14 protein-coding genes are annotated in these 13,824 nt (G+C 29.4%); 13 read left to right on the plus strand and 1 reads right to left on the minus strand.

Going from position 1 to position 13,824, the window contains the following annotated elements:
- Positions 1-99 precede the first annotated feature (99 nt).
- The 6 genes from thiC (at position 100) to CCE28_RS16445 (ending at position 4,648) form a co-directional block, all read left to right on the plus strand.
- Positions 100-1,413, plus strand: a complete 1,314-nt coding sequence (gene thiC / locus CCE28_RS16420) for a phosphomethylpyrimidine synthase ThiC (protein ID WP_095134822.1) — start codon at positions 100-102, stop codon at positions 1,411-1,413.
- 2 nt (positions 1,414-1,415) lie between these two features.
- Positions 1,416-2,720, plus strand: coding sequence for an amidophosphoribosyltransferase (purF, locus tag CCE28_RS16425; protein ID WP_095134823.1), 1,305 nt, complete (start codon positions 1,416-1,418; stop codon positions 2,718-2,720).
- Positions 2,721-2,874: 154 nt separating this feature from the next.
- The gene (locus tag CCE28_RS16430) at positions 2,875-3,195 is read left to right on the plus strand and encodes an ArsR/SmtB family transcription factor (protein ID WP_095134824.1); all 321 of its coding nucleotides are present in this window, start codon (positions 2,875-2,877) and stop codon (positions 3,193-3,195) included.
- A 25-nt stretch (positions 3,196-3,220) separates the two neighbouring features.
- Complete coding sequence (locus tag CCE28_RS16435) at positions 3,221-4,144, plus strand: permease (protein ID WP_176461884.1); 924 nt, start codon at positions 3,221-3,223, stop codon at positions 4,142-4,144.
- 16 nt (positions 4,145-4,160) lie between these two features.
- A complete protein-coding gene (locus tag CCE28_RS16440; protein WP_095134825.1) occupies positions 4,161-4,391 on the plus strand; it encodes a thioredoxin family protein in 231 nt (76 codons plus the stop codon).
- A 68-nt stretch (positions 4,392-4,459) separates the two neighbouring features.
- A complete protein-coding gene (locus CCE28_RS16445) occupies positions 4,460-4,648 on the plus strand; it encodes a thioredoxin family protein (protein ID WP_278277577.1) in 189 nt (62 codons plus the stop codon).
- A 26-nt stretch (positions 4,649-4,674) separates the two neighbouring features.
- On the opposite strand, the gene CCE28_RS16450 is transcribed toward CCE28_RS16445, so the two are convergent.
- Positions 4,675-5,754 carry a ComEC/Rec2 family competence protein gene (locus CCE28_RS16450; RefSeq protein ID WP_095134827.1) on the minus strand — a complete coding sequence of 360 codons (1,080 nt, stop codon included), beginning with the start codon at positions 5,752-5,754 and terminating at the stop codon, positions 4,675-4,677.
- Positions 5,755-5,966: 212 nt separating this feature from the next.
- Between CCE28_RS16450 and CCE28_RS16455 the strand changes: the two genes are divergently transcribed.
- The 7 genes from CCE28_RS16455 (at position 5,967) to pglX (ending at position 13,769) form a co-directional block, all read left to right on the plus strand.
- A complete protein-coding gene (locus tag CCE28_RS16455; RefSeq protein WP_095134828.1) occupies positions 5,967-6,818 on the plus strand; it encodes a patatin-like phospholipase family protein in 852 nt (283 codons plus the stop codon).
- A 194-nt stretch (positions 6,819-7,012) separates the two neighbouring features.
- Positions 7,013-7,477, plus strand: a complete 465-nt coding sequence (locus tag CCE28_RS16460; RefSeq protein WP_095134829.1) for a hypothetical protein — start codon at positions 7,013-7,015, stop codon at positions 7,475-7,477.
- Positions 7,461-8,075: an accessory gene regulator ArgB-like protein gene (locus tag CCE28_RS16465; protein ID WP_095134830.1), complete on the plus strand. Its 615-nt coding sequence runs from the start codon at positions 7,461-7,463 to the stop codon at positions 8,073-8,075. Before CCE28_RS16460 ends, CCE28_RS16465 begins: the two co-directional genes overlap by 17 nt.
- Before the next feature lie 13 nt (positions 8,076-8,088).
- Positions 8,089-8,226, plus strand: coding sequence for a cyclic lactone autoinducer peptide (locus tag CCE28_RS16470; protein WP_095134831.1), 138 nt, complete (start codon positions 8,089-8,091; stop codon positions 8,224-8,226).
- A gap of 50 nt (positions 8,227-8,276) precedes the next feature.
- Positions 8,277-9,929, plus strand: a complete 1,653-nt coding sequence (locus tag CCE28_RS16475; RefSeq protein ID WP_095134832.1) for a bifunctional diguanylate cyclase/phosphohydrolase — start codon at positions 8,277-8,279, stop codon at positions 9,927-9,929.
- A gap of 97 nt (positions 9,930-10,026) precedes the next feature.
- On the plus strand, positions 10,027-10,398 hold the full coding sequence (locus CCE28_RS16480) for a hypothetical protein (protein ID WP_095134833.1): 372 nt from the start codon (positions 10,027-10,029) through the stop codon (positions 10,396-10,398).
- A gap of 473 nt (positions 10,399-10,871) precedes the next feature.
- Positions 10,872-13,769 (plus strand): BREX-1 system adenine-specific DNA-methyltransferase PglX, encoded by a 2,898-nt coding sequence (pglX, locus tag CCE28_RS16485; RefSeq protein WP_095134834.1) that lies wholly within the window; start codon positions 10,872-10,874, stop codon positions 13,767-13,769.
- Positions 13,770-13,824 lie beyond the last annotated feature (55 nt).

Raw genomic sequence — 13,824 nt, forward strand, 5'->3', positions numbered from 1 at the left:
GTTATTCCATAATTTTAAAATCAGATAGCTTTATGAGAGTCAGCCATAACCCTACCCTTTAAAACTTTAATTATTTAATAAATCATAAGGGGGAGAATTATGAAATATAATACTCAAATGGAAGCGGCTAAAGCTGGTGTAATAACAAAGGAAATGGAAATAGTATCGGAAAAGGAAAATATGGATATACACAAATTAAGAGACTTAGTGGCAAAAGGATTAGTAGTAATACCAGCTAATAAGAATCATGAAAGTATTAGTCCAGAAGGAATTGGTAGTGGACTTAGAACTAAAATAAATGTAAATTTAGGAATATCGAAGGATTGTCCTAGCATAGAAAAAGAAATTGAAAAGGTAAAAATGGCCATAGATATGAAAGCAGAAGCCATAATGGATTTAAGTTCATTTGGAAAAACAGAGGAATTTAGAAAAAAAATAGTAGAAATTTCTCCAGCTATGATAGGAACTGTACCAATTTATGATGCAGTTGGTTTTTATGATAAGGAACTGAAGGATATAAAGGCAGAAGAGTTTTTAGATGTGGTAAGAAAGCATGCAAAGGATGGTGTGGACTTTGTTACTATCCATGCTGGGTTAAATAAAGAAACTGTAAATACATTCAAAAGAAATAAAAGATTAAATCATATAGTATCTAGGGGTGGATCATTAACATATGCATGGATGGAATTAAATAACATGGAAAATCCTTTTTATGAATACTATGACGAACTTTTAGATATATGTAGAGAATACGATGTTACCTTAAGTTTAGGTGATGCATTAAGACCAGGAAGTATAAATGACTCTACTGATGCAAGCCAAATTAAAGAATTAATAACATTAGGAGAACTTACTAAGAGGGCTTGGGAGAAGGATGTACAAGTTATGATAGAGGGTCCAGGTCATATGGCAATAAATGAAATAGAGGCAAATATGCTACTTGAGAAAAGATTATGTCATGGAGCTCCATTTTATGTATTAGGTCCTATAGTTACAGATGTGGCACCAGGATATGACCACATAACAAGTGCCATAGGAGGTGCTATTGCAGCTAGCTCAGGAGCAGACTTCTTATGCTATGTAACTCCTGCAGAACATCTTAGATTACCAAACTTAGAGGATATGAAGGAAGGAATTATAGCATCTAAAATAGCAGCCCATGCAGGAGATATTGCTAAAAATATACCGGGAGCAAGGAATTGGGATTTTGCAATGAGTGAAGCTAGACAAAATTTAGACTGGGAAAAAATGTTTAAATTGAGTATGGATCCAGAAAAAGCAAGAAGATATAGGGAAGAATCTATGCCACATGATGAAGATAGCTGTACCATGTGTGGAAAAATGTGTTCAATGAGAAACATGAACAAAGTAATGGCTGGGAAAGATATAAACATATTAAGAGATGATGATTAATCATGAAAATAGATGAGTTTAATGATAAATTCAAAGAAGAATGTGGAATATTGGGAGTATTTTTTAATAAAAAAGAAAATATGGAAACAAAAGTATACTCAGGCCTATTGGCCCTACAACATAGGGGTCAAGAAAGTTGTGGTATATCCTATAGAAATGATAATGAAATTGAAAATATTAGGAAGATGGGATTAGTAGATAACTTATTTGAAGGACTTCAGATTGATACTAATCTATTGATAGGCCATGTAAGATATTCCACATGGGGGGAGAGTACTATTAAAAATAGTCAACCCCTCCTTAGTAATAATATTAGTTTAGCTCATAATGGAACCCTAACAAATGGAGAGGATATTAAAAAAATTCTTGAAAAAAAGGGAAGAAAATTTAGTACGGATACGGATTCAGAAGTAATATTAAAAGTATTTGAAAAAGATGGTATAAGGGGGATTTACAATAATATAAAGGGTGCATATGCAGTAGTTATTATAAAAGATAATGAATTAATAGCCATGAGGGACCCTTTAGGAATTCGCCCCATATGTATAGGAAAGATCCAGAACGGGTACATAGTAGCATCAGAAAGTTGCGCCATAGAGGCTATGGGAGGCTCATTTATAAGAGACTTAATGGCAGGAGAAGCAATAAAAATAGATAAAAATGGAGTTTCCGTAATAAGAAAAGGAAATGAAGTATGCAATACATGTGCCTTTGAATATATATACTTTGCTAGGGAAGACTCTAAGATAGACGGAATTTGTGTAGGGCAAATAAGAAGTAAATTAGGAAAAATTTTAGGAAAAGAAGACTTTAGTAAGGCTCATATGGTCATGGGAGTGCCAGACACAGGAACTTTACCATCCATAGGTTATGCTGACCAATCTAATATTAAATATGAACCAGGAATCCTCAGAAATAAATATGTAGGAAGAACCTTTATAGCTCCAAAGAATAGGAAAAACAAAGTAAATGATAAGTTTTTTATATTAAAGGATAAAGTAAGAGGAAAAGATATAGTTGTAATAGATGATTCCTTAGTAAGTGGAACTACAAGTAAGGAATTAATAGGTAAGTTAAAAAAAGTAGGTGCTAATAGGATACATTATAGGATAGCTTCTCCTATTATAAGGGGGAAATGTGACCTGGGAATAAATATGAAGAATGAAAATATAATAGGTCACTTTAAAAATCTAGAAGAAATAAGAGATGAAATAGGTGCGGATACATTAAAATATATAAGTATAGATAATTTAATAAGGGTATTAGGGAAAAATATTTGTACGCTATGTTTTACTAATAAAGTATAAAGGGAGATGGTAATTATATCATCTCTTTTTATTTTATGGATCAAAATATTCCACATAAATTAAATTTAAAAGTGGAAAAAAGTAGTTGAAAGTTTATTATAAAGATGATATAACTATATTAGAATATTCTAATATAGTTAAAAGGAGGATATGAATGAATAATTTATATTATGATTTATCTGCTTCCTTTATGAAGGCATTAGCTCATCCCACTAGGGTTAAGATAATAGAGAGATTAAAGGGAGAAGATGAACTTTGTGTGTGCCACATATATGAGGATCTAGAATTAGAGCAATCTAATGTATCACAACATTTGAAAATACTAAAGGATAAGGGGATTTTAGAGAGTAGAAAAGACGGATTAAAAGTTATGTACAAAGTTAAATATAAGGAAACAATAGAAATATTAAATCTAGTAAAGAATATATTGGCAACGGAACTAAAAGAAGCGCAAGAAAACTTAAGGGGGGATTAGGGTGTTAAAACAATTTGCTGACTTCATGGTTAGGGATTTATTTAAATTAAATTTAGAATCCCATTTAGGTTCAAGTGCACAGTTTTTCATATACGATACATTAAAGATTATAATACTTTTAAGTTTTATGATCTTTACCATATCCTATGTGAGAAGTTATTTTCCACCAGACAAGGTTAAGAATCTTTTAGGTAAAATTGGTGGAGTAGGAGCTCATGTTCTAGCTTCTATTTTAGGTGTATTATCACCATTCTGATCTTGCTCTACTGTGCCTATATTTATAGGTTTTGTGGAATCGGGTATTCCACTGGGAGTTACTTTTACATTTTTAATAACGTCACCTATAGTAAATGAAATAGCAATAGGTTTTTTATTTATAACCTTTGGTGCTAAAATAGCAATAATATATACATTGGCAGGGATGATTATAGGTGTTGTGGCAGGAATAGTAATAGAGAAGATGAACTTAACCCATTTGGTAGAAAGTTATGTATATGAAATGCATATGGGAGAAGCAGAAAGTGAGAGATTAGATTTTAATGGAAGAATAAAATTTTCACTTATAGCAGTAAGGGATATTGTAAAGAGAGTATGGTTATATATTATAATAGGAATAGGAATTGGAGCTGCTATCCACGGATATGCACCAGAAGGTTTTATGGTTAAATATGCGGGGCCTAATAATCCTATAGCCGTATTTGTGGCAGTTGTTTTAGGAATTCCCCTTTACTCTAATGCAGTAGGGACTATTCCTATAGTAGAAGCACTAATTAATAAAGGGGTAGGTGTTGGAACAGCTTTAGCCTTTATGATGTCTGTAGTAGCCCTATCTTTACCAGAGATGATTTTGTTAAAGCAAGTAATAAAACCTAAATTAATTGCCATATTTGTGGCAATAACAGGTACTAGTATAATATTAGTAGGATACTTGTTTAACATTATTTTATAGTAAAGGAGGAGAATTTATGAAAATAAAAATATTGGGAACTGGCTGTAAAAATTGTAATACTTTATATGATTATACTTGTGAAGTAGTGGAAAAACTAAATCTAGATGCACAGGTAGAAAAAGTAACGAATTTAAAGGATATATTATCTTATGGTGTGATGAAACCACCTGCATTAGTGGTAGATGAAAAGGTAGTAGTATCTGGAAGAGTTCCTAGCAAAAACGAAATAGAAAAAATATTAAAGTAAGGGGATTGTTATTTATGGAAATTAGATTATATGAGCAAGTGTGTTGAGGACCATCAAAACTTGCTATCATCGTGGATGAGGCTTTAACAAAGCTAAACTTAAATGAAGAATTTGAAATGGTTGGAGATTTAGCTCAAATGGTTGAAGAAGGTGTAACAGAAGTACCTGCCTTAAAGGTAAATGGTAAAGTAATGGTGGAAGGCAGACTACCAGAAGTAGATGAGGTTATGAACATATTAAAAGAAGAGCTAGCGTAAAGTAAAAGGGCCCCTTAAAGGGCCTTTTATTTTGGATAATTATATGAACCTGGTGTTACATTAAAAGTAATCTCATTACCATTAGATGTACTAATTATTGTACCAGATTCGTCTGTTCTATATACAGGTATTCCCCTTAGTCTAAGCCTTTCTATAGTTTCCTTATGGGGATGCTTGTAATCATTTTTCCTTCCACAGGATATGACAGCATATTTAGGAGATACCTCACCTAAGAAGGCCTCACTAGTGGAAGATCTACTTCCATGATGACCTACCTTTAATACATTAGATTTCAAACTAATTCTACTTCTTACCAAATCTTCCTCAGAGTCCTTTTCAGAATCTCCCGTAAATAGATAGGAAGTGTTTCCAAATAGGACTTTAATTACTATGGAATAATCATTGAGATTATCATATTTTTTATCCTTTGGAGCCAGTACAACACAAGTGGCATCACCAATGTTAAAAGTATCTCCAACCTTAGGTTTTGTTGCTTTAATATTTTTTGTTTTTATTGCCGTTATTACGTCCCTATAGGTCTTTGTAGTATGAATTATATCTGGTAACAATACTTTTCCAATTTGAAAGTTATTTATTACCGTATCTAAAGAACCTATATGATCTTCGTGGGGGTGAGTTCCTACTACATAATTTAGTTTTTTAATATTATTTTTTCTAAGATAATCTAATAATAATTTAGAATCAGAATTATTACCAGCATCAATGAGCATAGATTCTCCATTATTTTCAATTAATATGGAATCAGCTTGCCCCACATCTATAAAATGAACTCTTAGTTTTCCACTATAATCTTGAGATACATTAACTTCCTCTGATAGGGCTGGAGTATCTTTTTTTATTTTATCCTTTAAAGATGATAAAAGGGAAGAAACATTAAAATTCTTTACAGGAATCCTTTGAACTTCTTCGCCTAAAGGGAAAAGATATGTGGATGTTAGAAAAAATATTAAAAATAAAGAACCATAATACTTAATAACATTAATGCGTCTTTTGTTTTTAGTCCAAATTACATATTTTGGTTCTACTAAGCCTAGGACAAAGAGCGCTAGAAAGAAAAAAGCTACAAAAGAAAATAAAATATCCATATAATTGCTCCTTTAATATTTATATAAGTCTAAATAAAATTTTATCACATTTTGTCAAATTAGTTTATAGGATTAAGATAGGATTAATAAATTAAATAATAAGATGGTAGGAAAATTTCAATAATTCCACAACGGATAAAGAATAGAAATTATAGGATCATAAAAATAAGGGCATAATTACTAATATAATCACAGGCAGATAGGAGGATTATATGGATAAGAAGGTAGCATTAGTTTTAGAAGGTGGTGGCCTAAGGGGGAATTTTACCTCGGGTGTATTAGACTATTTTTTAGATAATGATATACATATTCCATACGTAATAGGAGTTTCTATGGGAGCTTGTAATGGGTCCACTTATGTATCAAAACAAAGGGGAAGAAATTACAGGGTAAATACGGAGTTTCTAAGGGATAAGAGGTATTTTAGTTATAGAAATTTAATAACTAATGGAGAATTATTTGGAATGGACTTTATATTTGGAGAGCTACCTAAAAATATAGATCCTTTTGATATGGATACATTTATGAATTCAGAGAAAGAGTTCATAGCTGTGGCCACAGATTGTCGTACGGGAGAGGCCACATACTTTAAAAAGAATGATCCAGAGGATATATATGAGGTGTGTAAAGCATCTAGTAGTTTACCTCTCATATCTAATATAGTCGAAATAAATGGGAAAAAATATTTAGATGGAGCTATTGCTGATGCAATTCCAGTTAAAAAGGCCCTAGAAGATGGAAATGATAAAATTGTACTAGTTCTCACAAGGCCCATCTCCTATATTAAAAAACCTTTAAGATTTGGGAAATTAATAGAGTATAAGTATAGGGAATATCCTAATTTGGTAAATTCTTTGCTAACAGGACATATGGCATATAATGAAACTGTGGAGTACATAAGACAATTAGAGGAAGATGGAAAAGCCTTTGTTATTCGACCAAATGAACATCTACAAGTTGGAAGAATAGAGAGAAATAGGACGAAAATAGATGGGATTTACAAAATAGGATATGAAATTGCAAAAGAAAGTAAGGATAAATTAATCGAATTTATAAATGTGTAAAAAATGTTCACATTTCCTGGGAAATTATCTAAATATGTATATTAATATGAAGACATGAAAAACATGTCTTTTTTTGTGTAAAAATAAAAATAGGACTACAGACTCATGGCCTAAATGTGGTAGAATAGGAAGGAAAATGAAGAAAGATGTAGAAGTATTTAGTAAAATAAGACTATTTAGGAGTTGAGATATAATTGGTAGATGGAGCTAAAATAGTATTAATTATCAGGCAGCTGTTAGAGGGCATATTGGTAATATGGGGAGTATATATATTGTCTAGTAAAAAACTAGATAAAAAGGTAATATATACGGGTGTTTTGCATGGAATATTTATAAATATACTTAGGGCATTGCCAATAAGTTTTGGTGTACATACTATACTATCTTTAATTATTACTATATGTTTAATAAGTATAATTACTAAAGAAATGATGATTAAAGTGATATCAAATGTAATGGGAGCATTCATAATCGTAGCATTTTGTGATTGGGCATCCTTATTTGTGTATACAAATATATTCAATGTAGGAGTAGAACAATTATTAGATGGAAGTGTAATAAGTTCATTATATAGCTTAGGACCACTTTTTATGATGATAACAATTTTATTATTAATAAAATATATAAAAGGAAGAACTTTAGATGGATATAATAGGTAAAATATCAAATCATATAGGTGAAATAATTGGAAATGAAATGAATCATGATGATGATCAAAAGGAAGTGATAAAATATGGAGTATTCGTAGGATTGCAGATTGTATATTCCATAATTGCATGTTTTGTTGTGGGTCTAGTTTTTGGTATGCTAAAAGAAATTTTAATAGTATCCTTTTCATCATCTATCTTAAGAAAATATTCTGGTGGAACCCATGCCAGTTCTTTAAATAGGTGTGTAATAATAGGGACTATCGCATTTGCCTTGATGGCTTTGTCTATGAAGTATATTTTATTAGATTTACATATGAAGGTATGTGTAGTAGGGATTATATTTATATATGCTTATCTTTTAATATATAAAAGGGCTCCAGTAGATACGGGGACAAAGAGAATAAAAAATGAGATAAAGAGAAAAAAATTGAGAAATAAATCTCTTGCACTTTTGTGTATATATGCAATAATTACAATTATATATATTAATAACAATATATCTACAGGCATAACTATGGGAGTTGCGTTTCAAATTTTCACATTGACAAAAATTGGACATGTCATTTTATCAAAAATTGATGAGAGCTTGTCTAATATAATAAATTAAAGGGAGTGTTTATATGAAAAGTAAATTATTTAGATGGACAGTTGTAGTTGGATGTGCATTATGTACTTTCTTAGCAACTGTTACATCAGCATCTGCATGTGCATGGGGAACTTATCAGCCAGAAGAACCTAAACTTTTAAGAGAAGAATAAAATATAAGAGATTTCTATCTCTTATATTTTATTATGAGTAGGAGTGAAATATGAAGACAACAAGGGAAAGAGAAATTCGAATACATGAAATTGTTTCTATAGTAAAAGTGTTGACAATATTACAGGCAGCTATTATTTTATTTGTAGGCTTAGAGTTTAATGTAGGTATAGGAGTAGTACGAAGTTCACAATATAATATATTGTTATTAATGCTTATTACGATGGGAGTATTAGTGGTAGCATATAAATTTTTTATAAATAGAAATAAAGGAAAGTTATTTCATATAATTGAAACACTATTTCTTGTGATTTTTTTTACTACGTTAATAAATATAACTGGGGGATACTTGAGTTTATATAAGCCGGTTTTTATATTTCTGATTATAGTATCATCTATACAACATGGAAAAAAATTTGGCTTAAATGTTGCTAGTATTTGCTCAATTATAATATTAGGTATGGATTTAATACAAGCAGGATACAGTGGAATAAATTCATATTTTGAAAGTGATTTAATATTATCAGGCATATTTATATTGACGGCTTGGCTATTAGGCCATTATATAGAGCTTGAAAATGAGTATAGAGACAATATTATGGAGTTGGCAGTAAAAGATGAATTAACAGACCTTTATAATCATAGATATTTTCAGGAATACCTTCATAAGGAAATAAAAAAGGCTGAAGAGGAAAAAAATGTAGTATCATTACTACTACTTGATATAGATTATTTTAAAAATTATAATGACTGCTATGGACATACAGAGGGAGATAAAGTATTAACAGAAATAGGACATATATTAAAAAAAGAAGTTGGAGATAATGGTATGGTGGCTAGATATGGCGGAGAAGAATTTACCGTAGTGTTGCCAGGAAAGACTTTAAATGAAGCTGTTGCCATAGGTGAAAACTTAAGATTTGCTGTGGAGAAAAATCATTTTGATGGAGAGGAAGCTCTTCCATATGAAAAATTAACCATATCAGTAGGTGTATCATCTTATCCAGAAAAATCTATAGGAAAAGATGAGCTTATAAATAGTGCTGATGACGCATTGTATAGAGCTAAGTTTTTTCATAAAAATAGGGTAGAATCATATGTATCTATTTTAGAGGAACTAAAGAAAGAAATTGAAGATAAACATATAGATCTAATAAGTTCTATAAAGACTTTAATTAGTGTTATAAATGCTAAGGATAGATATACTTATGCTCATACGGAGAGAGTAGTAATGTATTGTGATATGTTAGGTAAAAGGCTAGGATTAAGTGAAGATGATGCTAAGAAACTTAAGTATGCAGCATACTTGCACGATATAGGGAAGATAAATGTATCTAAAGCTGTTTTAAATAAAAAGACTAAACTTACAGATGAAGAATGGTCTAGTATGAAAATGCATCCAAATTATGGAGTGGATATTATAAAACCTGTAGAGAGTTTAAAGGACATAATACCTCTTATATTACATCATCATGAGAGATATGACGGAAGAGGATATCCTAGTAGTCTTAAAGGCAAGAATATTCCCTATTTATCAAGGATTTTAACTGTAGTAGATAGTTTTGATGCAATGACCTCCAATAGACCTTATAAAATGGCTAAGACCTTTGATGAGGCCATTGAAGAACTTTTAAAATATAAAGAAAGTCAATTTGATCCACATATTACAGATGAATTTATAGAAATTATAAAAGAGAAATTATAAAGGATATGATAAAGGCAAATTAGATCCCATTCATATCCTTTTTACCTTTGTTAAAAATTAATTTAAAAGAGTATTAATAATATGAAGAGGTGATAATATGCATGAAAAAAATATGAAGGACCATATAAAAATAATAGGTATAGCTTATATGATATATAGTGGATTAGCATTAGTACTAGTGGCATTTGTAGGCTTATTTGCATCGGGATTGAGTCTGTTTACTGGAGAGATGGGAGTAATACTTCCCGTAGCAGCCATGAGCAATATTATAATAGTCATCTTATTAATAGTATCTTTACCAGGTATATTAGGTGGTTATTATTTAATGAAAGGAAAAAGCTGGGCTAGAATATTAATAATAGTATTGTCCATATTTAACTTAGCTAATTTCCCTTTAGGAACCATACTAGGAGCTTATAGTATCTATATACTTTTAATAAAACATGAGTGGAAATTTTACTTTAAATAGATATTTATGAAGTTTTTTTGCTTAAAAGAATAAGTCATTGTTAAAGGCTGTGCAATTACACAGCCTTTAACAATGACTTTTTTTATATTCAGTTAAGTCTATTGGAGGGTTTATAAGACGTCTTTTGCAATGGGGACAAGTATACATATCTTGTATACTTATTTTAAATAATGGGAACTCTTTGCCACATCTTGGACATTTCCAATATAGTTTAGACAAAACAAAGAAGGTAACGAAAAACAATACAGCTATATTAAAAAATATTATATTAAACAAAGTGAGGAATAAAAATACTATACTAATGTATAGGCACGTGACGGTGTGCTTCCTTATTTTGAATGTAGTTTTAATTTCTTTTCTTATATTCATTAACCTCACCTCTTCATATTAAAATTATTTTAACTCCTAATCAAGTAGGTTATAATTAGAGTGTATAGAAAAAACGCATAATTCAGAAAATTAGGAGGATTCAAGTGGACAGAAAGAAAATAAAGAAATTTAGTTCAACCATATATGAAATAATATGTAAATCCTCATTAAAGGATGAACATATATACAACTTATTTTACTGGATTGTAATAATAAAATTTTTATATTTTAACCCTAAATATATTCATAATATACTCTCTAATGAAGAAGCCTCACTCCTTTATAATGTTGTAAAAAAACATGATGAAAAATCATTAATAAAAATTACTCATATTCTTCATGAAAAATATGATGAGTATTTTGTAAACCCCCTAGAAGATTATTATATCCATAATATACCTATAAAAAACTTGATGAACATAAATTATATTCATTTAAATGATTGGAATAATCCGGAAATCTTAGGTTGGATATACCAATATTTCATAAAATTATTTAACAATAATATATATTCAAAAACTCAAATATTTACCCCTAGTTGGTTAGTAAAATATATGACAGACAATACTTTAGGAAGAATATTGAAAAAACAAGATATACATATGGAATTAAAATATTATATTCCTTCAGAAGAAGAATCTAATTATGAGGGTAAAATTGAAAATTTGAAAATATTAGATCCAGCCTGTGGAACGGGACACATATTATCCTATGTATTTGAACTACTATATGAATTTTATAGTAAATTAGACTATGATAAAGAAAAAAGCATGAGATTAATATGTGAAAATCTATATGGTTTAGACATTGATTCAAAAGTAACTAATATGGCAAAATTAATTTTAATGTTTAAAGCATTAAATTTAGATGAAAAATTTCTAACTTATAAACTAATTTTCAATATAGAAAACTTTATTTGTGAGAATATTCAGAAAAATATCTCTAATAATATTATATATGATTTTTATAATAAAATACAATATGGTTCTCTAGTTAAAAGCAAAAAAATAACAAATATAAATATAAAAGATAATGAGAAGATAAATAGATTATTTAACATGGTCAATGGAAAATATGACATAGTTATAACTAATCCTCCGTATTTGTCTACAAGGGCTATGCCAGAAGAAATGAAGACTTATTTAAAAAAAAATTATTATGGATATCATAGGGATTTATTTGCAGCATTCATAGTAAGATGTATGGAATATGGAAAGGAGGATGCATATATAGGCCTTATGACTCCCTTTGTGTGGATGTTTATAAATAGTTATGAAGATTTAAGGGAAAATGTTATTAAGAACAAGACAATTTTATCCTTAGTCCAGTTAGAATATTCTAGTTTTCAAGATGCTACTGTACCCCTTTGTTCTTTTATTTTAAAAAATAAAAGAGAAAGTATAAATAGTACCTTTGTAAGATTATCTAATTCCAAAGGAGAAGTAAATCAAGATTTAAATTTGCTAAAGGCTATAAATAATAATGTGGACTATAAATATATAATGAGTCAAAATAAATTTTTAAAGATTCCTAAAAAAAATATAGCCTATTGGGTAGAAGATAATATGGTACAAGTCTTTGAAAAGGGAGAAGAACTAGGCAATATGGCAGCTTGTAGAGTAGGCCTTCAAACCAGTGATAATAATAGGTTTGTGAGATTTTGGTATGAAGTAGACATTAACCATGTGGCATTTAATATAAGAAATAAAAGTGAAGCTATAGAGTCTCAAAAAAAGTGGTTCCCTTATAATAAGGGTGGCAATTTTAGAAAATGGTATGGAAATTTGATTCACGTGGTAAATTGGTACAATGACGGAGAAAATATAAGATCATACAATAATTATTTAAATAAAAATAGAAAATCTAATATAGGCATAGCTAATACCCAGTATTATTTTAAAAAGGGTATAACCTGGTCCTTTGTAAGTTCCTCATACTTTGGTGCACGAATTAATCCGCCTGGATTCATATTTGATACGGCTGGTTCCTGTATTTTTTTAGATGAAAGTTTAATAAATTATATGACTGGTTTTTTATGTTCTAAAGTGTGTGATAAAATTATGAAAATAATAAACCCCACTTTAAATTTCCAGCCTAAAGATATAGGTAAGATTCCCATAGTGATTAAAGAGAAGGAAAAGGTAGAGAGATTGGCTCAAAGGGCCATAGATATATGTAGAAAAGATTGGGAAGAAAGAGAAATCTTTTGGGGTTTTAAATACCATCCCCTTTTAAAATATAGGGAAGAAAAGTTGGAAAATGCTTGTGACTACTACTTAGGCCAAAAGGATAAAGAGGTGGAAAAATTAGCTAAGATAGAAGAAAATATAAATAAAATATTTATAAAAAACTATGGATTAAATTTAGATTATAGGGTTAAGAAAGAGGATGTAATATTATCACAAGTGGATAAGGAAGGCTTAATAAAATCATTAATATCCTATTTTGTAGGATGCATTATGGGTAGATATGATATAAACAAAGAAGGAGTAATCTTTGCAGGAGGACAATTTTATGAAAATATATACCAATTTAAACCTAGTGAATTTGAAATAATAGAAACTAGTAGATTATGCGAAGAGTTAATAAATATTATAAAGTTTGTATTTAAAGAAAAATACTTTCATGAGAATATAGAGTTTATTGGAAATTTATTAGGAAAAGACAAGGATCCAATGAAAAATATAAGAAAATATATAATGAATGGATTTTACAAGGACCATATAAAAAAATATAAAAAAAGACCCATATATTTCAAATTATCTTCTGGAAAGAGAAATTCATTTGAAGGGTACTTGTACATCCATAGATATAAAAACGTCACCTTCCATAAGTTAGTAAAAGAAATAAAAAGCATATTAAAATACAAAGATGAAGAAGAAAAAATTGAACTCATAAATTACATAAAGAAAATAGAAGATATAAGGGATTTGAAAATTAATTTAGATGATGGAATAAAAAATAATTATGAGTTTATGGGTAAAATATTAAAAAAAATATAATAAAACATATATTTTTCGCCTAGGACTAGCACAAAGCACATATAATTTTATGAAA

Source organism: Anaeromicrobium sediminis, assembly GCF_002270055.1.
GTDB classification, from domain to species: Bacteria; Bacillota; Clostridia; order Peptostreptococcales; family Thermotaleaceae; genus Anaeromicrobium; species Anaeromicrobium sediminis.